This is a genomic window from Methylobacterium sp. WL9, assembly GCF_008040035.1.
Classification (GTDB): domain Bacteria; phylum Pseudomonadota; class Alphaproteobacteria; order Rhizobiales; family Beijerinckiaceae; genus Methylobacterium; species Methylobacterium thuringiense.
Genome location: NZ_VRVE01000017.1, coordinates 17,018 through 36,204, shown reverse-complemented (window position 1 = coordinate 36,204; position 19,187 = coordinate 17,018). Strand labels below are relative to the sequence as shown.

Annotated in this window: 16 protein-coding genes, 1 tRNA gene and 1 pseudogene; 9 read left to right on the top strand and 9 right to left on the bottom strand. The window is 67.5% G+C overall.

The annotated features are described in order from the left end of the window. Window positions 1–11 precede the first annotated feature (11 nt). The 5 genes from ribB to FV217_RS08405 all read right to left on the bottom strand — a co-directional run bounded on the left by ribB (window position 12) and on the right by FV217_RS08405 (window position 5,411). The gene (ribB, locus tag FV217_RS08425) at window positions 12–1,094 is read right to left on the bottom strand and encodes a 3,4-dihydroxy-2-butanone-4-phosphate synthase (RefSeq protein WP_147816747.1); all 1,083 of its coding nucleotides are present in this window, start codon (window positions 1,092–1,094) and stop codon (window positions 12–14) included. A 16-nt stretch (window positions 1,095–1,110) separates the two neighbouring features. Further along, window positions 1,111–2,220 (bottom strand): chorismate synthase, encoded by a 1,110-nt coding sequence (gene aroC / locus FV217_RS08420; protein WP_147816746.1) that lies wholly within the window; start codon window positions 2,218–2,220, stop codon window positions 1,111–1,113. A gap of 47 nt (window positions 2,221–2,267) precedes the next feature. Further along, window positions 2,268–2,978 (bottom strand): hypothetical protein, encoded by a 711-nt coding sequence (locus FV217_RS08415; protein WP_147816745.1) that lies wholly within the window; start codon window positions 2,976–2,978, stop codon window positions 2,268–2,270. Between the two features lie 26 nt (window positions 2,979–3,004). Further along, window positions 3,005–3,973 carry a lysozyme inhibitor LprI family protein gene (locus FV217_RS08410; protein ID WP_147816744.1) on the bottom strand — a complete coding sequence of 323 codons (969 nt, stop codon included), beginning with the start codon at window positions 3,971–3,973 and terminating at the stop codon, window positions 3,005–3,007. A gap of 301 nt (window positions 3,974–4,274) precedes the next feature. After that, on the bottom strand, window positions 4,275–5,411 hold the full coding sequence (locus tag FV217_RS08405; protein ID WP_147816743.1) for an anhydro-N-acetylmuramic acid kinase: 1,137 nt from the start codon (window positions 5,409–5,411) through the stop codon (window positions 4,275–4,277). Between the two features lie 182 nt (window positions 5,412–5,593). Here FV217_RS08405 and tyrS point away from each other — a divergent pair, with 182 nt between their 5' ends. Then, entirely contained in the window at window positions 5,594–6,868 is a 1,275-nt protein-coding gene (gene tyrS, locus FV217_RS08400) for a tyrosine--tRNA ligase (RefSeq protein ID WP_147816742.1), read from the top strand. Between the two features lie 13 nt (window positions 6,869–6,881). Here the strand turns inward: tyrS and FV217_RS08395 are convergent, their stop codons facing one another. Further along, window positions 6,882–10,361 carry an AsmA-like C-terminal region-containing protein gene (locus tag FV217_RS08395; RefSeq protein WP_147816741.1) on the bottom strand — a complete coding sequence of 1,160 codons (3,480 nt, stop codon included), beginning with the start codon at window positions 10,359–10,361 and terminating at the stop codon, window positions 6,882–6,884. 142 nt (window positions 10,362–10,503) lie between these two features. On the opposite strand from FV217_RS08395, the gene FV217_RS08390 reads away from it, so the two are divergent. After that, on the top strand, window positions 10,504–10,971 hold the full coding sequence (locus tag FV217_RS08390; protein ID WP_147816767.1) for a peroxiredoxin: 468 nt from the start codon (window positions 10,504–10,506) through the stop codon (window positions 10,969–10,971). A gap of 201 nt (window positions 10,972–11,172) precedes the next feature. Then, window positions 11,173–12,393 (top strand): M23 family metallopeptidase, encoded by a 1,221-nt coding sequence (locus FV217_RS08385; protein ID WP_246682743.1) that lies wholly within the window; start codon window positions 11,173–11,175, stop codon window positions 12,391–12,393. Between the two features lie 21 nt (window positions 12,394–12,414). Here FV217_RS08385 and prfB read toward each other — a convergent pair. Beyond that, window positions 12,415–13,543 (bottom strand): peptide chain release factor 2 gene (prfB, locus tag FV217_RS08380; RefSeq protein ID WP_147816739.1). Its coding sequence is split into 2 segments (ribosomal slippage): window positions 12,415–13,473 and window positions 13,475–13,543, totalling 1,128 coding nucleotides; the frame shifts between segments, so codons are not numbered across the junction. A 191-nt stretch (window positions 13,544–13,734) separates the two neighbouring features. Here prfB and FV217_RS08375 point away from each other — a divergent pair. The 6 genes and pseudogenes from FV217_RS08375 to FV217_RS08350 form a co-directional block, all read left to right on the top strand. Continuing rightward, window positions 13,735–13,989, top strand: coding sequence for a type II toxin-antitoxin system Phd/YefM family antitoxin (locus tag FV217_RS08375; RefSeq protein ID WP_147816738.1), 255 nt, complete (start codon window positions 13,735–13,737; stop codon window positions 13,987–13,989). Next, the gene (locus FV217_RS08370) at window positions 13,986–14,408 is read left to right on the top strand and encodes a type II toxin-antitoxin system VapC family toxin (RefSeq protein ID WP_210245129.1); all 423 of its coding nucleotides are present in this window, start codon (window positions 13,986–13,988) and stop codon (window positions 14,406–14,408) included. Before FV217_RS08375 ends, FV217_RS08370 begins: the two co-directional genes overlap by 4 nt. A 102-nt stretch (window positions 14,409–14,510) precedes the next feature. Then, window positions 14,511–14,813 carry a hypothetical protein gene (locus tag FV217_RS08365; protein WP_147816736.1) on the top strand — a complete coding sequence of 101 codons (303 nt, stop codon included), beginning with the start codon at window positions 14,511–14,513 and terminating at the stop codon, window positions 14,811–14,813. Between the two features lie 27 nt (window positions 14,814–14,840). Next, entirely contained in the window at window positions 14,841–15,734 is an 894-nt protein-coding gene (locus tag FV217_RS08360) for a hypothetical protein (protein WP_210245128.1), read from the top strand. A 71-nt stretch (window positions 15,735–15,805) separates the two neighbouring features. Further along, window positions 15,806–15,895: transfer RNA gene (locus FV217_RS08355), tRNA-Arg, on the top strand. Between the two features lie 133 nt (window positions 15,896–16,028). Then, window positions 16,029–16,181 (top strand): annotated as a pseudogene (locus tag FV217_RS08350) (DUF2809 domain-containing protein); the annotation flags it as partial. 251 nt (window positions 16,182–16,432) lie between these two features. Here the strand turns inward: FV217_RS08350 and FV217_RS08345 are convergent. Further along, window positions 16,433–18,103 carry a lysine--tRNA ligase gene (locus FV217_RS08345; protein ID WP_147816733.1) on the bottom strand — a complete coding sequence of 557 codons (1,671 nt, stop codon included), beginning with the start codon at window positions 18,101–18,103 and terminating at the stop codon, window positions 16,433–16,435. Between the two features lie 201 nt (window positions 18,104–18,304). Then, window positions 18,305–19,120 carry a transporter substrate-binding domain-containing protein gene (locus FV217_RS08340; RefSeq protein WP_238231837.1) on the bottom strand — a complete coding sequence of 272 codons (816 nt, stop codon included), beginning with the start codon at window positions 19,118–19,120 and terminating at the stop codon, window positions 18,305–18,307. Window positions 19,121–19,187: the final 67 nt, after the last annotated feature.

Here is a 19,187-nt window from a genome sequence, read left to right as displayed (position 1 = left end):
CGGATGGGTTTTCACCCCTCCAGCGGCTCGTCCCCCAGATGCTCGATGCCGAAGCCCGAGAGCCCGACATAGGCGCGCGACGAAGTCGCGAGGTTGCGGATCGAGCTGACGCCGAGATCGCGCAGGATCTGGGCCCCCAGGCCCACCTCGCGCCACTGGCGCACGCGCTGCGCTTCGGCGCCCTCGTCCTCCGCGATGCGCGAGAGCGGAACGCCGGCGGTGCCGTCGCGCAGGTAGACCAGGATGCCCCTGCCCTCCTTCGCGAAACGGCGCATCACGCAATCGATCTGCCGGCCGCCCTCGATCACGTCGGCGACGACGTTGGAGCGGTGCAGGCGCACCAGCACGTCGCGGCCGTCGCCGATCTCGCCGTGCACGAAGGCGAATTGCTGGATGGTCTCGAACGGCGTGACGTAGGCGTAGCCCGTCATCGGGCCGTGGTCGGTCTTCACCGGGAAGCTGCCGACGCGCTCGACCAGCCGGTCGCGGGCCTGGCGGTAGGTGATCATCTCGGCGACCGAGATGCGTTTGAGGCCGTGCGTCTCGGCGAAGGCGTCGATCTGCGGCCCCTTCATCACGGTGCCGTCGTCGTTGGCGAGTTCGCAGATCACGCCGACGGGGGGCAGCTCGGCGAGCTTGCAGAGGTCGACGGCGGCCTCGGTATGGCCCGAGCGCATTAGCACGCCGCCGTCGCGGGCGATCAGCGGGAAGACGTGGCCGGGGCGGACGAAGTCGGCCGCGCCCATGTTGCCGTTGGCCAGCGCGCGCACCGTGTTGCAGCGCTGCTCGGCCGAGATGCCGGTGGTCAGCCCATGCTTGACGTCGACCGTCACGGTGAAGGCCGTGCCGAGCGGCGCGTCGTTCGAGGCGACCATCGGCGCGAGGTGGAGCCGGCGCGCCTCGTCGAAGGTGATCGGCGCACAGACGATGCCGCAGGTGTTGCGGATGATGAACGCCATCTTCTCCGGCGTGCAGAGCGAGGCGGCGACGACGAGGTCGCCTTCGTTCTCGCGGTCGTCGTCGTCGGTCACGACGACGATCTCGCCACGGGCGAAGGCCTCGACGGCCTCGGAGACGCGGGAATGCTGGGTCACTGTCTGTTCCGAGTTCTTAGGCGCCGCGGACCGGCTCGCCGACCTGCCCCCGATGGCGCAGATAGTGATCGGCGAGCACGCACGCCATCATGGCTTCCGCCACCGGCACGGCGCGGATGCCGACGCAGGGGTCGTGGCGGCCCTTGGTGATGAGGTCCACGTCGCGGTTGTCTCTGGTGACGGTGCGGCGCGGCGTCAGGATCGACGAGGTCGGCTTGACGGCGAAGCGCACCACCACCGGCTGGCCCGTGGAGATGCCGCCCAGCACGCCGCCGGCATGGTTGGCGAGGAAGCTCGGGCGGCCATCGTTGCTGGCGCGCATCTCGTCGGCGTTGTCCTCGCCGCGGAGCGCGGCGCTCGCGAAGCCGTCGCCGATCTCGACGCCCTTGACCGCATTGATCGACATCATCGCCGCCGCGAGATCCGCATCGAGCTTGCCGTAGACCGGCGCGCCGAGGCCGACGGGCACGCCCTCGGCAACCACCTCGATCACCGCACCGATCGACGAGCCGTCCTTACGGATTTCGTCGAGGTAGGTTTCGTAGAGGGCGGCCGCCTTGGCGTCGGGGCAGAAGAACGGGTTGCGGCCGACCTCGTCCCAGTCCCAGTTCGCGCGGTCGACGGCGTGCGGCCCCATCTGCACCAGCGCGGCGCGGATGGTGACGCCCGGCAGCACTTTTCGCGCGATGGCGCCGGCCGCGACGCGGGCTGCCGTCTCGCGGGCCGAGGAGCGGCCGCCGCCGCGATAATCGCGGATTCCGTACTTGGCGTCGTAGGCGTAGTCGGCATGGCCCGGGCGGTAGCTGTCCCGGATCTCCGAATAGTCCTTCGAGCGCTGGTCGGTGTTCTCGATCATCAGCGCGATCGGCGTCCCGGTGGTGAGCTGGCGCCCGCCCGTACGGTCGTCGGCAAACACGCCGGACAGGATCTTGACCTGATCGGGCTCGCGGCGCTGCGTGGTGAAGCGCGACTGGCCGGGCTTGCGCCGGTCGAGCTCGGCCTGGATCTCCTCCGCCTCCAGCGCGAGGCCGGGCGGGCAGCCGTCGACCACGCAGCCGAGGGCGACCCCGTGGCTCTCGCCGAAGGTGGTGACGCGAAACAGGTGGCCGAACGTGTTGTGGGACATCGTGAGGCCCGCTCTAGCGCGGTGCGGCGCGTCAGGCCAGCATCCGCTTAGGGCCGGGCGGCATCGAAGGGCGCGCCCTCCCCCCAGCGCGTGATCGCGGCGCGCACCTGAGGCATGCCGCCCATGCGCGAGACCCAGCGACCGACCCGGCACGCGGCTTTGGCGTAGAGCGCCTGGCTCTCGGCACGCTCGATCCAGGAGGCGCGGTCGGTCGGGAGCGGGCCGTCGGGCTCGACCAGACAGCGGTCCGAAACGCTCGCAGGGGCCAGGTAGCGGGCATCCTCCGAGATGAAGACAGCAAGCCCCTCGTCGAACCATTGCGGGATCGTTCGTTCCCAGGTGGCGATCCGGCCGATCCGGGCGTGAAATGCGATGTGGGCGAGTTCGTGCGCGGCGATCGTCGCGTCGGCGCGCGGGGAGAGGACGAGGCCGGCATCCATCAGCGCCATGCCGCGCGATCCGCCGCCGCCGAGGCGCCGGTAGCAGGCCTCGGTGGTGCAGGCGAGGATGCGCGGCAGCGGCTCGGGCCGGCCGTAGAACGCTTCGACGTTGCCCCGTCCCTCGGCGACCAGACTGACGATGCGCGTGCGGTCGTCCGGAGTCGCCTCCCGGTCAACGAAGATCGATCCGTCAACGGGCTCGAAGCCGAAGCATTGGGGACAGGACAGCGCGGCGGCTGCCGGATAGGCGAGGACGATACCGCCCAAAGCCAGCGCGGCGATGATCCCGAACATCGCCCAGCGTATCGCCCGCGTCATGCCGGATCCTTGTCCGTTGCGTGCCGTCAGCGCGGCGGCAGAGGCACCTTCGACAGCGTGTTCAGCACGTCCATCGGCAGGTCGCAGTTATAGGTGCCCTCGGCATAGGAGCCGAGGGCGTACTGCCCGAAATACACCGAGGCCGCCGTCTCCTTGAAGGACCAGCTGCCGAGGTTCCTCACCACATCGGCTACCTGCTTGCCGAGATCGGGCTGTTCGTCGTCGCCGACGCCGCGCTCGGTCTTCTCGGCCTTGATCTGCTTGAGACAGCGCCGGTCGATCTCCGCGGCGGCCTTGGCGTCGAACAGGTCGGCGAAGCTGACGATTCGGCCCCGGCGCAGGTCGATGTGGATGCCCTGGCCGCCGGCGCCGCCATGGGCGCCCCCGCTGTACTCGTAGCTCGTGGCCCAGACCGAGAGGAAGGCGGGCGAGGCGTAGGCGATCGACCAGCTCTCCTCGCGGCTCCAGTCGCGATCCTCCGGCTCCTCCTTCTTGAAGTCGGTCTTGGCGACGGTTTCGTCGGCGCGGGTGTTGAGCAACCGCTCGCCGGGCGTGGCCGGATCCGCGAACCTGTAGAGCTGGAGGGCGACGTCGACCTTGTCGCGGCTGCCGGCCTGACGGACGAAGAACGGCTGCGGCCGCCGCTCGAGGCCGGGACCGGATTCCGGCCGGGCGGTGAGAACTCCGGTGCGGGCGCCGTTCGCGTCGGCGACGCAGGAGGCGGGCGTCTTGTTCTGCAGGCAGTTCGCGTTGCGCTGCTTGAGCCAGGCGCGCTGGTCGTCGAGGGCGGCCTGCCTCTGCGGACCGGCGAGGGCCGGGCGCAGGGTCTCGAAGGCCGCCTCCATGGCGTCGTCGGAGGCCTTGGCGGCGGGGTCGGCACAGATCGCCTTTTCGATCGGGAGCCGGGCCTTGGCGCAGTCGAAGGCCGCGGCCGTCAGGCCGGTGCAGAGGAGCAATCCGAGCGCGCCGGCACCCGTGTGAAGCTGCTGCCCCATGTCATCGTCTCCGGCTCGACCTTCGGCCAAGCGTAGCTGCCGCGGCGATCCGGCGCGAGACCCATCGCGCTTGTGTGACCGAACGCAAGGCCCTGTCCTCAGCCGAAGCCATCAGTGGCACCCACCACGCCCCTCATGCTGAGGTGCCGCGGAGCGGCCTCGAAGCACGGCATCCGCTCATCCAGGATCACGAGCCGCGCGTCGGCCTGCAGGAGCGTCGGCCGTGCTTCGAGGCCCGCTGGCGCGGGCGCCTCAGCATGAGGATCGTTGGGGATGGCAGACCTGTTGCGCTGCACGGGCTTCACCGCGGCCGCGACAGCACGCCCCCCGAGATCGGCTGGCTCACGCCGGTGGTGCTCGGGAACGTGATCGGCAGGTCTTTCAGCGTGCGCATGGCGAGATAGGCGAAGGCCTGCGCTTCGAGGAAGGCGGAGGACCAGCCGATGGCGTCGGCCATCAGGATCTCGGCGTCGAGCAGCGTGGTCAGGAGCCGCATCAGCTCGCCGTTCTTGGCCCCGCCGCCTGCGATCACCCAGCGCGTCGGCTTTTCCGGCGCGTGATCGAGGGCCAGCAACACGGCGCGGGCGGTGAAGGCGGTGAGCGTCGCCGCGCCGTCCTCGGTGGAGAGCTGGCCGGCGAGCTTGTGGGAGAACCAGTTGCGGTCGAGCGACTTCGGCGGCGTCTTGGCGAAAAACGGGTGCTGCAACAGCCAGGCGAGCAGCTGGTCGTCGGGCTTGCCGCGCGCGGCGGTGCGGCCGCCGTCGTCGAGGTTCTTGTTCTCGCGTTCCTGCATCCACTCGTCGATGAGCGAATTGCCGGGGCCGGTGTCGAAGGCGATGACGCCGCCCTTCGAATCGATCAGCGTCGCGTTCGCCACGCCGCCGATGTTGAGGATGCCGAAGGCGCCCTCGAAGCCGGCGGCCTCGGCCAGCGCCTTATGAAAGATCGGCACCAGCGGCGCCCCCTGCCCGCCCGCGTCGATATCGGCCCGGCGCAGGTCGGAGACGACAGGAATGCCGACGCGGTCAGCCAGCGCCTGTCCGTCGCCGATCTGGATGCTGATGCGCGCCTGCGGCCGGTGGATCACGGTCTGGCCGTGGAAGCCGATCACCTCGATGTCGGCCGCGCTCAGGCCGTTATCGGCGAGGAAGCGCTCCACCGCCTCGGCATGCGCCCGGGTGACGAAGGCTTCGGCCTCCGGCAGGTGCCCGGGCCGGTCGCTCGGCAGGGTCACGCTCTCGGCATCGCGCGTCGCCTTGCGCAGCAGCGCCCGCTCCTCCTCCTCGTAGCCGCGGTATCCGGTCGGCCCCAGCGGATCGAGGAAGTTGTTGCGGCCCTTGGTGATCTGGACCCGCTCGCCGTCCGTCTCGATCAGGGCGACGTCGACCCCGTCGAGGGAGGTGCCGCTCATCAGGCCGATCGCGCGCTTCATCGTCATGCCGTGACGCCCCGTCGTCTTTCCCGGGTGGCCCTGCTAAGTGCCTCTCACACGACGCCCGATCCGCGGTCGTCGTGTGAGAGGCACGCAGAGCCGCCCGACGTTCCTCGTGTTTCGGGGAGCTACCATGCCGGCCGCGGCCCTGTCGCGCCACCAACGCCCAGCATCGAGACCGACCCGACATGACCGCCGCCGAGCCCTTCGCGCCGAAATCCGATTTCTTGGCGGTGCTGACCGAGCGCGGCTACATCCACCAGACCTCCGATCTCGAAGGCATCGACACGGCGGCGCTGGAGGGCCGGCTGACGACCTATGTCGGCTACGACTGCACGGCGGCCTCGCTGCATATCGGCCACCTGCTCTCGATCATGATGCTGCACTGGCTCCAAGCGACGAAGGCCGGCAAGCCGATCGCGCTGATGGGCGGCGGCACCACCCGCGTCGGCGACCCCTCGGGCCGCGACGAAACCCGCAAGATCCTGACGCTCGAGCAGATCGAGGCGAACAAGCAAGGCATCGGCAAGACCTTCGCCAAGTTCCTCAGCTTCGGCGAAGCGCCGGGCGAGGCGCTGATGGTCGACAACGCCGAGTGGCTGACCAAGCTCAACTACATCGAGATGCTGCGCGACGCCGGCCGCCACTTCTCGGTAAACCGGATGCTGTCGATGGACAGCGTGCGGATGCGGCTGGAGCGCGACCAGGAACTCTCGTTCCTGGAGTTCAACTACATGATCCTGCAATCCTACGACTTCGTCGAGCTGAACCGCCGCTACGGCTGCATCGCGCAGATGGGCGGCTCGGATCAGTGGGGTAACATCGTCATGGGGCTCGATCTCGGCCGGCGCATGGGCACGCCCCAACTCTACGGCCTGACCTGCCCGCTGCTGACCACGGCCTCCGGCGCCAAGATGGGCAAGACGGCCGCCGGGGCGGTCTGGCTCGATGAGGGGATGCTGAGCCCTTACGATTACTGGCAGTTCTGGCGGAACACCGAGGACGCCGATGTCGGCCGCTTCCTCAAGCTGTTCACGCTGTTGCCGATGGACGAGATCGCCCGGCTCGAGGCTTTTGCCGGCGCCGAGATCAACGAGGCCAAGAAGACGCTCGCCACGGAGGCGACGGCGCTGATGCACGGCCGCGAGGCGGCGGACGTCGCCGCCGAGACGGCTCGGAAAACCTTCGTGGAGGGCACCGTCGCGGCGGATCTGCCGACCGTCACCGTCTCGGCCGACCTGCTCGATGCCGGCATCGGCGTGCTCACCGCCTTCGGGCCGGAATACGCCCGGCTCCTGCCCTCGACGAGCGAGGCGCGGCGGCAGGTGAAGAGCGGGGGCCTGCGCGTCAACGACGTCCAGGTCAGCGACGAGCGCTCCGTGCTGCGCGCCGCCGACATGAAGGACGGCGTGATCAAGCTGTCCTTCGGCAAGAAGAAGCACGTGCTGCTGCGGAAGGGCTGAGGCGAAGAGCCCTTCAGCGCTCCGGCTGGCCGTTGGCGGAGGCTTCCCCCGAGCCTCCCCCCGCGCCGAAGAGTTGGCGCAGGAAGCCCGGCGCGACGGCCGAGAGCGGGTTCACGCTCACCGTCGGCTTGGCGATCGGACCCGAGACGGCGAAGTTGACGCCGAACAGGCCTTCGTTGCGGTCGCCGCCGAGCAGCGGGCCGACCACGGGGATCTGCGCCACCACGTTGTTCAGGGCGTAGAGCGGCACGAAGGTGCCGTCGATCTGGGTGCGCTCCTTGGCGGTGTCGAGCCAACCGCCCATGGTGAAGCCCATCGCCGCGTTCGAGATCGCCGCGTCGCGGAACGTCACCCGTGCGCCGGCGCGGGAGAAGTTCGCGCGCATGCGGTCGAAGCCGACGTCGTTGGCGGCGGCGACCCGGCGGCCGCGTGCGTCGACGGCGTCGCCCGCGGCCGGTCCGGAGGCCATGATCCGCGACAGGGCCGGCTCGTCGCGCAGCACGAAGTTCGTGATCTTCACCACGCCCGCCTGCGGCCCGTCGTTGAGGAACAGGTCGAGGTCGAGCTTGCCGCCGTACATCCGCTTGTAGACGTCGAAGAAGCGCAGCGTCGCGCCGGAATCCTCCGAATCGAGGGCGAGCAGCGGCTGGCCGCGCTCGGGCCGGATCGTCGCGCTCAAGGGGGCGCTGCCGAAGCGGCCCTTGATCTGCGCGCTGCGCACGTCGCCGTCGCGCATGGTCATCTTGAGGTTGGCGCCGGTCAGCGCCTCGCCGTTGAAGCCGGTGAGGATGTTGAGGGCGATGTCCGCCTCGACGTCCTTGCCGTCCTTGTCCTTGCCCTTCTTCGAGTCCGAGCTGGTCAGCGACTTCAGGAAGGGGCGGGCATCGGCCACCGCGCCCTTCACCGAGACCTTGTAGACGCTGCCGGTGCGGTCCACCGAGACGCGCATGTCGTCGCCCGGTGAGAGCTTAAGGCTGGTGATGTCGGCCCGGTCGAAGCCGCCCTCGGCGGTGATCGCGACGCTGCCGCGGACCAGCGTCGGCGCGGCGTCGAGGGCGATGTCGCGCAGTTCCGAGCCGCCGGAGGCGGTCTCGACCAGAGTGAAGCCGAGCTTGCCCGGCTTGCCGGCGGCCTTCGACCAGCCCGGCAGCACGCCGTCGATGCCGGCCTTGGCGAGGTCCGCCTCGATCCGGATCGGCGGCTTTCCGGGGCCGGGGCGGCCGATCGGCACGGTGATCCGCGCCGGGATCGGCCCCGTCAGCTGCGGCGCGACGGGGAGCCCCTTCCTGGCGCGGAAGCTTTCGTCGAGAACGATCGTCACCAGCGCCTCGCCGGGCGCGCCGGGCTTGGGCTGCTTCAGGTCGATGGCGACGGGGGCGCCGAGCACCCGGCCGTCGCCCTTCATGACGAAGCCGCTGCGGTCGTAGTTCAGGGCGAAGTGCCCGGCCTCGAAGCGCTCCTTGCCGATGGCCTTGTCGACGAAGAGGTCGGACAGGGCTCCGCTCAGCGTGATCGGGATGTCGGCCAGATCCGGCACGTGCTTCAGGTTCAACGGGAAATCGATGCGGAGATCCGCATGGCCCTTCACGGTGCCGGGATCGATGTCGGTGCCCGTGAGCCCCTTGAACATCTTGGTCTGTAGCAGCGCCGCGACCGCGTCGGCGCCGCCGCCGAGGCGCAGGCCGATCTGGGCCATGATCCGGCCGGGCTGGGGATCCCGGATCACGAACGAGCCGTCGCTGACGCCGAGGGCGCGGTTGTCGGCCATGCGGATGTCGGCGGTGGCGCCGGTGATCGTCGTGGTGCGGCCGGTGATGGTGCCCGTCACCTTGCCGCGGCTCAGCGGCGGCGCGTCCTTCGAGACGGTGAGCCCCGCCTGCGACACGGCGAAGGCGATGTTCAGCGCCTGGTCGGGCATCGGATCGCCCTTCGTGGCCGCCGCGACCTCGGCCCCGCTCATGTCGATGGTGATGTCGGTGGTGTCGACCTTGCCCGCGCGCAGGTAGTCGACGAGGTAATTGCGCACGCCCGGCGCGATGTGCTCGGGCCAGAGCCGCAGGGCGAGCCGCCCTTCGGTGTCGGAGGCGGCGATGTGCAAGGTCACGCCGTCGTCGTCGGCCGTGGTGCCGATCGTGCCGGAGACGCGCCCGTCGAGCCCCTCCCCCTTCAGCGCGAGGGTGTCGATGCTGATGCCGCCGGCCCGGCCGGTGAGGTGGCCCTCGATCTCGCCGATCTTGACCGGCGGATCGCTCGCCGCCGCGCCGCGCATCACCGCGTCGCGGCCGCCGAAGCGGAAGGTCCAGTCGCTGTTGGAGCCCGTCGGGCTCTGGGCGAAGGCGCCCTCCAGCTGCGCGCTGTTGCCGGCCCCGGCATAGACCAGGGAATCGAGCTTGAGGGCGCGATGCGCCTCGTCCCAGCTCACGGCGGCGTTCAGCGTCTCGATGGTGACCGGGTTGAAGTCCTTCTCCTCGATGAGGAGGTTGCCGGCGCTGGAGTGGATCCCGGCCTTCATGGTCTCGATCCGGCCCTGATCGATCGCGACGTCGGCGGAGGCCGAGAGCTTCAGGTCGGTCTCGACGGGCAGCTTCGAGAGGCCGCCGAGCAGGAGCATGTCGGTGACGGGCAGGTCGTCGAGGGTGATGGTGCCGGTGCGCTTGCCGCCGCCCTCTTCGTGCAGGTTGCCGCCGAAGCGCCACTCGCCGTGCGGGCCGTCGATGCGCAGCTCGAAGATGCGGGCGTCGCGCACCGCGTCGCGCCGGAACAGGCCGTTGACGCGCTCGAACACCGCGCGCTCGCGGGCCGAGTCGTCGATCAGGGTCAGGCGGCCGTTGGTGATCCGCGCCCGGTCCAGCGCGCCGACGACGCCGGCCGAATCGAGCACGACGCCGAAGATCGAGGCGACGGCGGCCGAGAGCGGCGAGACGGTGCCGCGGGCGGCGTCGACGCTCGGCAGGGTATGGGGCTTGGCCGCGCCCTCCTGCGAGGGCGACGAGGCGGCGAAGGCGATCGAGCCGTCGCCGTGCACGAGGGCCGTCATCCGCAGGTCGCGGAATTCGATGGAGCGCGGCTGCACCGAGAGGCGCAGCAGGCCCCAGGTGTCGATGCTGACGACGGCGAGCGGCGCGCGCACCACCAGCGCCCCCTCCGGGTTGAACACGTCGAGCCCCGCCACGCGCAAGGCCAGGGAATTCTCGGAATCGAGTTCGAGCGCACTGTCCTTGAGGTCGACCCGCCAGCCCGGGCCGATGCTGCCGGCGAGGCTGGCCGCGACCCGCTCGGACATGCCGTCGATCCGCAGCGGTCCCTGGGACAGGCGGTAGACGGCGAGGCCGCCGCCGAGGCCGAGCACGAGGACCAGTGCGAACGCGGTCCAGAAGCAGGACTGGCGGACGCGGCCGGACGCCGTGCGCCCGCGCTCCAGCGGAGCGCATCGCGGCGCCGCCTCGCCGGTCACCGCCTCCTTGAGGAGCGAGTGGGCCGTTTCCTGGTCCATCAATCCTTCGCCGCTGGATCGGCCTACGCGCCCGGGTTAATCGAGCGATACGCCTTGGGCTGTCGCGTCTGTCGGCGTGGCGCGCCGCAACTCTGGCGCGCGGTCCCGAGGCACACCATCAATCAGCCGAAAGGAAGGCATGATGCCTCTCGAACAGGGTCAAACTGCTCCCGATTTCAGCTTAGCCGGCGCAGGAGGCGAGACGATCGCCCTCGATGGCCTCAAGGGCCGCAAGGTCGTGCTGTATTTCTATCCGAAGGACGACACCAGCGGCTGCACCCTGGAGGCGCAGGGCTTCAACGCGCTCGGCGACGCCTTCGCCGAGGCCGGCGCCACGGTGGTCGGCGTCTCCCCCGATTCGGTGAAGAGCCACGACAAGTTCCGCGCGAAATACGGGCTGACCTTCCCGCTCGCCTCCGACGAGGCCAAGGGCATGCTCGAGGCCTACGGCGTCTGGGTCGAGAAGAGCATGTACGGGCGCAAGTACATGGGCGTCGAGCGCACCACGATGCTGATCGACGCGGAAGGCCGGATCGCCCGGATCTGGCCGAAGGTGAAGGTGCCGGGCCATGCCGAGGAGGTGCTGGAGGCGACCCGCGCGCTCGGCTGAGGCGCCCGATCCTTTCGGTGGCGAAGGGCGCGCTTTTCCCCTTCCTTAACCTTGACGCTGTGTGGTGGGCGCACCTGGCTTTCCGGTTCGGGCTGCATGCGACCCATCCCAACATCGACTATTCCGGGGGCCGACACGTCCCGGCGGCGCGGACGTCCGGGCGACCCTGCGGCATCGCGGCGCGGGAGCCGGCTCGTTCCGGTGCTGGCGGTGGCGCTCGCCGCGAGCACGATCTGGTCCGGGGCCACGAGCTACTACATCGTGTTCCACGACGAGATGCTCGGCCGCTTCTTCGGTCAGGTGCGGGCAGTGCAACTCGCCTACGAGGCGCAGGTCGGCGCGCTTCAGACCCAGGTCGAGCGTTCGGTCTCCGAGCGCGTGCGGACCCGCGAGGGCTTCGAGGGCCGGATCGCGGCGCTCGCCGAGCGGCAGGTGCTGATCGAGAAGCGGCAGGGCGTGCTCGCCGGACTCGGTGCGATCGAGCCCGAGACCACGGGCTCGATCCCGGCCGCGCCGGCGCCGGAACAGGCCCCGGCCGCACAACCCCAAAAGCCGTTCCCGACACCCGGCGAACCCGGCGGCGCCTTCGACCTGCGCATGCGCGGGGGCGACCGCGTGGAGGTGCCCGAGCACCGGCTCGACCGTCATATCGCCGGCCTCGACGGGCGGCTCGATCGTCTGGCGCAGCGGCAATCGCAGGTGCTCGGCGACATCGCCGCGAAGGCGATGCGCAACGCCGCCCGCTTCCGCAGCGCGATCCTGCAGGCCGGCCTCGATCCGGGCCGTTTCGACCGGCCCGAGCGCGGCGTCGGCGGCCCGCTGGTTCCTCTGAGCGGCGACGCCTTCGATCGCGCGCTGGCCGAGGCCCAGCGCTCGGCCGACGACGAAAGGCGGCTGCGCCGGAGCGTGTCCGCCCTGCCCTTCCGCCGGCCGCTGGCCGAAGAGGCCGTCTTCACCAGCGAATTCGGCCCCCGGTTCGACCCGTTCACCCGCGGGCTCGCCATGCATACCGGGCTCGACATGCGGGCCGATCTCGGCACCGCCGCCCGCGCGACGGCGGCCGGCCGTGTCACGGCGGCGGAATATGGCGGCGGCTACGGCAACATGGTCGAGATCGACCACGGCCAGGGCTTCGTCACGCGCTACGCGCATCTGGCGAGCTATGGGGTCTCACCGGGACAGCGGGTCGAGGCCGGCGCCGTCATCGGCCGGGTCGGCTCGACGGGACGCTCGACCGGCAACCACCTGCATTACGAGGTCCGGATCGACGGGCAGCCCGTCGATCCGGAGCGCTTCCTGAGGGCGGGCGCCACCCTCACCGGAGAGGCTGCGGACACCGCGCCGGGCCAGGACGGTCTGGCGGCCGGATCCTGGGTCGCCTGGTCGAAGGCCCAGTTGCAGAAGCTGGCTCGGCCGCAATAGGCCTCGTCGGCTTCGACACGATCAGTCGATGTCCTCGACGTTCTCCGTCGCCCCGTAGAGCCGTTGGGCCAGCGAGGCCTCGATGAACGGGTCGATGTCGCCGTCGAGCACCTCGTCCGGGTCGGTCGACTGCGTGCCGGTGCGCAGGTCCTTCACCAGCTGATAGGGCTGCAGCACGTAGGAGCGGATCTGGTGGCCCCAGCCGATATCGGTCTTGGAGGCCGCCTCGGCGTTGGCCTTCTCTTCCCGCTTCTTCAGCTCGGCTTCGTACATGCGGGCGCGCAGCATGTTCCAGGCGGTCGCCCGGTTCTTGTGCTGCGAGCGCTCCTGCTGGCACGCCACCACGATCCCCGTGGGGTTGTGGGTGATGCGCACCGCCGAGTCGGTGGTGTTGACGTGCTGGCCGCCCGCGCCCGACGAGCGGTAGGTGTCGATGCGGCAGTCCGATTCCTTGATCTCGATCTCGATCCGGTCGTCGATCACCGGATAAACCCAGACCGAGGCGAAGCTGGTGTGCCGCCGCGCGCTCGAATCGTAGGGCGAGATCCGCACCAGCCGGTGCACGCCGGACTCGGTCTTGAGCCAGCCATAGGCGTTGTGGCCCTTGATCAGGAGCGTCGCGCCCTTGATCCCGGCCTCTTCGCCGTCCGACCACTCGACGATGTCGACCTTGTACTTCCGGCGCTCGGCCCAGCGGCCGTACATGCGCTGGAGCATGTTGGCCCAGTCCTGGCTCTCGGTGCCGCCGGCGCCCGCATGGACTTCGAGATAGGTGTCGAAGCCGTCGGCCTCGCCCGAGAGCAGCGTCTCGACCTGCCGGCCGGCCGCTTCCTTCTCGACGGCCTTGATCGTGGCCTCGCCCTCGCGGATGGAGGCGTCGTCGCCCTCCATCTCACCGAGTTCGATCAGCATCGCCCCGTCGTCGAGATCCTGCTCGAGCTTGCGGATGGCGCTGACGGCCTCGTCGAGTTGCTGGCGCTCGCGCATGACCTTCTGCGCGGCTTCGGCGTCGTTCCACAGCTCCGGATTCTCCGAAGCGGCGTTCAGCTCCGCGAGGCGTTTGTCGACTGTATCCCAGTCAAAGATGCCTCCTCAGCAGTCCTATAGACTGCTTGGCGGCATCCGAGGCCTGCTCGATCTCGGCGCGCATCTGGTGTGAAACTCGATTGTCGGTGTGAGCGGGGGTGATAGCGAGCGCTCCGGGCGGTGTAAACCGTCGGTGCTCGGCACCGCGCCGCCCGCACCACGCAAGTCGGCCGGGCGCGACTGGGAAGGACGATTGAGACGCCCGCCGAGAGGTAGTAACGTGCCTACATCGATTGGCCCATGCGAGGCGTCGCGATGACCGTCACGACCATGTCCAGCCGTGAGCTCAATCAGGACGTCAGCCGCGCCAAGAAGGCAGCCAAGACCGGGCCCGTGTTGATCACCGATCGCGGAAAGCCCTCTCACGTGCTGCTGAGCATCGAGGCGTATCAGCGGCTGACCGGACAGAGGCGGAGCATCGCCGACGCCCTGGCGATGACCGATCACGCGGATGTCGCCTTCGATCCGCCGCGCGTGGAGATCGGGACGCGGCCGGCCGACCTGCTGTGATGTACGTCCTCGACACCAACGTCGTGTCCGAGTTGCGAAAAGTGCGGCTCGGGAAGGCGAATGCGAACGTCGTGGCGTTCTTCGAGACCGTCGATGCCGGCGATCTCTTCGTCTCGGCCATCACGATCCTGGAGCTGGAACTCGGCGTCCTCACGATCGAGCGCCGGGATACCGCCCAAGGCGCCCTGCTTCGCTCCTGGCTCGAACAGCAGGTGCTGCCCGAGTTCGCGGATCGGACGCTGGCGATCGATACGGCCGTAGCGCGGCGCTGTGCCCGGCTGCACAGTCCCGACAGGCGAAGCGAGCGCGACGCCCTGATCGCGGCGACCGCGCTCGTTCACGGCATGACGGTCGTCACCCGCAACGTCGCGGATTTCCATCCGACCGGCGTCCCGCTGCTCGATCCCTGGAACGGATGAAAAGGGGCGAGTGCGGACCGCAATCATCGCGAGCGAAGGGGGCGATCTAAGGGCGTTGCATTCGTCATCGCCTCATAATGATGCCGCTGAGGGGACAGAACTATGTCTAGCAACACAGATATCACAAGAAACGAGCGTGTTGCTATTTTAAAGAATATAATAAATAAGCCGATTATATCTAATAGCGACGTGATAGATTTGATGCGAGCTTCTAGGAGTATTGACGTAGATTATGCAAAAATTTCCAACGAATTAGTTCCAGATTCAGGGGTTTTTTTGAACTCAAAGCATATGGAGCAGTTTGTTTCTGCTGATATCTCAGATGATTTTGTCATAGAGGAGGTAAGAAAGCAAAAATCATATTTCAAGAGATTGCAAGATTTACTTCCAGAATTTTCGCAATAATTTAAATTTGAACGAGACGAGCAAATTTTGTCATTCATGGAAATTATTGACGATTGCCATCATGATTTTTGGATTATTCAAGGGTCAAATAGGCGTGATAAGTCGCGACGGCAAGCAATCGAGGCGATCGATCTAGCGCGGCAAAAATTTTCTGAATTAATTGGGGCGCTAGGAGATGCAAAAACCTTTGTTGATATTGAATACAATAATCTTCGTCGACTGGTCTTCGAGGAGTCTCATCTTTCCCAGTCGCCCCACATGAATTTTGATAATCTAGTTGTAGAAATAAAATTTGCTTACGGCGTAATTGATCTTTGTGCAATACGTGCTCGGGAAGATGGGGAATTCTTGATACTGTCAGACTCAAAATTTCGTACTCATGTTGTCGAAACCGCTTATACAATGTCTTTATATTATTCAGGGCCGCCATTTCGAACGACGCCTGGATCAAACTTTTCTGCCTGTGCTAGCGTGTTATTCGAAATTGTCAGTGGAAAATCTGATGTGAGTTTGGCTGGTGCGATAAATAGATTTGCAAGAAGCAAAGAGAAGCAAGGGCACGATAATTACAATGCAGAATCTGAAGGTAATGACGACGTTGCTCTGCAAAGCAATAACTTTAGGTCAGTGAATCTGCCGATAATTCAATTGGCTAATGAGTATATTCGATACACAAATATGCCGGGTGTGCCAACTTCATCAAGTGAAGCCAAAATGGTAGTCTGGAAACTGTGGCAGAGAATGATATCTCTGAGCGAGGATTCAAAGAAGAAATTTGGGCCGTTCGTAGAAAACACTGAGATTAACCCCTCTCTTGATGCAAAAGATCGTATAAAAGAATATGATAGATTGCGCTTGGAGATGAAAAAGCTTGTGATTTCCTTGGGAAGGTCTCGCCGTGAGGATCCCGCCGACGATTGACAGCAATTCATAGCTAGCGCCCAAATCGCGTCAACCGCGTGCCGTGAGAGTTTGTAAAAGAAGGCCGTCGTCGCAGCGTAGCTCAGCGGAAAGAGCACTCGCTTCCTACGTACAGCAATGTGCGGGCGAGAAGGTCGCAGGTTCGAGTCCTGCCGCTGCGTCGACTACCAGCAAATGTCGATCCTGGACACGGCCTCCTGAAATGCCTTCTCGCAACTGAAGATTCCGAAAGAGCTCGAACTGTGCCGATCCCGCGTGCGTAAAGCCGCTCGCCCGCGCCGTGGCGAGCGCCTTCGCCTGTTTCACACGCCCGGTCTCGATGCGTTCCGCCTCACGCTCACCGGCCAGCTCCTGCTCGGCCGGATATTTTCGGTCTGGAACCTCATCGCCTATGCCGTGGACATCGCCGTCGCAGCAGGGGTTGATCGTGCAGGGCAGAGGCGATGACGCCGCGCGTTGAAAACCCAGCCGATTCGGTGAGCCCGAAGCCAACTCCGGCATCCGTCGACGATCCTGACCGGATCGGACACGGCTTAGGAGAATATAGGAATATTAGCTGATTTGCGTCGCGCTCGTCAAGCTCGTTTTCGCGCACGTGCGAAGTGAGGCGGAGTCGGCCGGGACAAGCGACCGTGGGACGCCCTGGGACAGGCGGGACGAGCGTCCCGCTCGTCCGCTGATCCGAACGCTGCGCGGCCTCAGGCCGGCTCGCCGACGAACGCTCCTTCCAGGGCCTTTCCGATCAGCGCCCGCGTCTCGGCTACGCCGTAGAGCGCGATGAACGAGCCGAAGCGCGGTCCCTGCGCCTCGCCGAGCAGCACGTTGTAGATCGAGGCGAACCAGGTCTTGGCCACCCCCGGCCGCCCATCGGGACTCTTCGACTTGCCCGAGAGATCGGGGAAATGCCGCCGCCCCACCTCGTAGACCACGGCCTGCAACGCCTCCGGATCGGCCGAGCCTTCGTGCTGGCCAAGCGCCTCGGCGAGGTCGCGAAAAGCCGCAGTCTCCTCCTCGGAGGGCGCGCGGTACTGCTTCTGCGGGCGCACGAAATCGCGATAATAGGCGAGCGCCCGGTCGACGAGCGCGGCGAGGCGTGGATGCGTCCCGGGCCCGACATCGGGCGCGTAGCGGCGGATGAAGCCCCAGAGCACGTCGGGCGTCTCGGCATTGGCCACGGAGACCAGGTTGAGCAGCATGGCGAAGCTGATCGTCGTGCCGGCGGCGTCGATCGCCTCCGGTGCCGGCGGCGCGCCGGCATGCAGGTGCCAGATCGGGTTGCCGAGGCGCAGCTTCGCGTCCTGCCGCGGGTAGCGGCCGAGGAAGTTGTCGTACTCGTCGACGTTGCGCGGAATCACGTCGAAGAACAGGCGCTTGGCCTCGCGCGGCTTGTTGTACATGAACAGCGAGAGCGAATCCGGCGTGCCATAAGCGAGCCACTCGTCGATGGTCAGGCCGTTGCCCTTCGACTTCGAGATCTTCTGGCCGTTCTCGTCGAGGAAGAGTTCGTAGTTGAAGCCCTCCGGCGGCTCGGCGCCGAGGGCCTGCGCGATCTTGCCCGAGAGCTTCACGGAATCGATCAGGTCCTTGCCGGCCATCTCGTAATCGATGCCGAGCGCGACCCAGCGCATCGCCCAGTCGGGCTTCCATTGCAGCTTCACGTGGCCGCCGGTGACCGGCGTCTCGTAGCCCTCGCCGGTGGCCGGATCGCGCCAGACGATGGTGCCGGCGGACGGCCTGACCTCGTCGATCGAGACCTGCATGACGTGGCCCGTCACCGGGTGGATCGGCAGGAACGGCGAGTAGGAGGCCGAGCGCTCGGCCCTGAGCGACGGCAGCATGATCGCCATCACCGCCTCGTAGCGGTCGAGCACGAGACGCAGCGTGTCGTCGAACAGCCCCGCCTCGTAGCACGCGGTCGCCGAGCGGAATTCATAGTCGAAGCCGAAGGCGTCGAGGAAGCGGCGCAGCTCCGCGTTGTTGTGCGCGCCGAAGCTGTCATGGGTGCCGAAGGGGTCGGGCACCCGGGTCAGCGGCAGGTTCAGCGCCTTTGCCAGCAGGTCCTGGTTCGGCACGTTGGTCGGCACCTTGCGCAAGCCGTCCATGTCGTCGGAGAACGCGATCAGCCGCGTCGGCACGCTGTCGTTGGTCAGGACGCGGAAGGCGTGGCGCACCATCGAGGTACGGGCGACCTCGCCGAAGGTGCCGATATGCGGCAAGCCCGACGGGCCGTAGCCGGTCTCGAACAGCACTTCGGATTTCGGCTTGCGCTCCAGCCGCGCCACGAGCTTGCGCGCCTCCTCGAACGGCCAGGCGGCGGCCGTGGCGGCGGCGTCGAGGATGTCGGGGTCGAGGGCGAGCGGGGCGGTCATGATCGGGGGCTTGAGCGAGGAAGCAGGAGCGCCGACGGGCGGGCCGGCGCGAGGGGCCGCACCCTATGGACCGGCTCCGGGCCGGTCAACGCGAGGGATCAGAGCCGTGCCCGATCCATCCGGATCGGATCCCGGCTCTGGTTTTTCGGTTTTGTCGCGCTCTCTTTCGACGAACCGGCAACCACTTCGGCGGAGAGCGCTCTAGAACGGACTGACCGGGAAGAACCGCAAGTAGATCTCCGCGTACTTGCCGTCGTCCCAGACCCGCTGGAGCGCATCGTCTAGGGCGCGGGAGAGCGCGGCGTCCTCCGTCCGGGTCACGAGGCCGATCCCCTCGCCGAAGTAGCGGTTCTCCAGATAGTCGCCGCCGATGAACGCGCAGCAGCGCTCGGAATCCTGGCCGCCGATCCAGAGGGCGAGGTTGAGGCCGTCGGCGAAGAGGTAGTCGACCTCCCCCCGCTTCAGGGCAGCTTCCGCCGCCGCGAGATCGGGGAAGGGTTTCAGCGCCGCGCCGGGGAAGAACGCGGTCACGTAGGCCGCGTGCGCGCTGCTCTCGATCGCGCCGACGCTCTTGCCGGCGAGAGCCTGGGTCGAGGGGGCCGGCAGCCCCTTGTCGGTCCGGGCGACGAATCGTGCCGGCCAGCGGAAATAGGGGCGTGTCGCCAGGAAGCGGCTGCGCAAGCCCGCCGTCAGCGGGATCGCTGCGGCGACCACGTCGCCCTGCTTGTCGTTCAGCGCATCGAGCAGCGTATCGAAGCGCCGCGCCTGGACCGTGCAGGTCACGGCGAGCCGGTCGCAGACCGCGCGCGCCAGCTCCACCGAAAAGCCGGTCGGATTGCCGTCCGGTCCCGCGAAATGCAGCGGCGGAAACTCGTCGTCCGTCAGGAAGCGGACGGCCCGTCCGAGTTGCGGCGCCTCGACTCGTTCGCCGCGGGCGCGCGGATTCCAGAAGTTCGGGATCGCGACGCCGGGCGTGGCCGCCGGCGCCGGATCCTGCGCCAGCGCCCGATCCGCCACACCGGCGAGGAGTGTCGTCGCGGCTAGGCAGAGACCCACAGCTAGCCGCAGCCGGGGCCTTGACCCG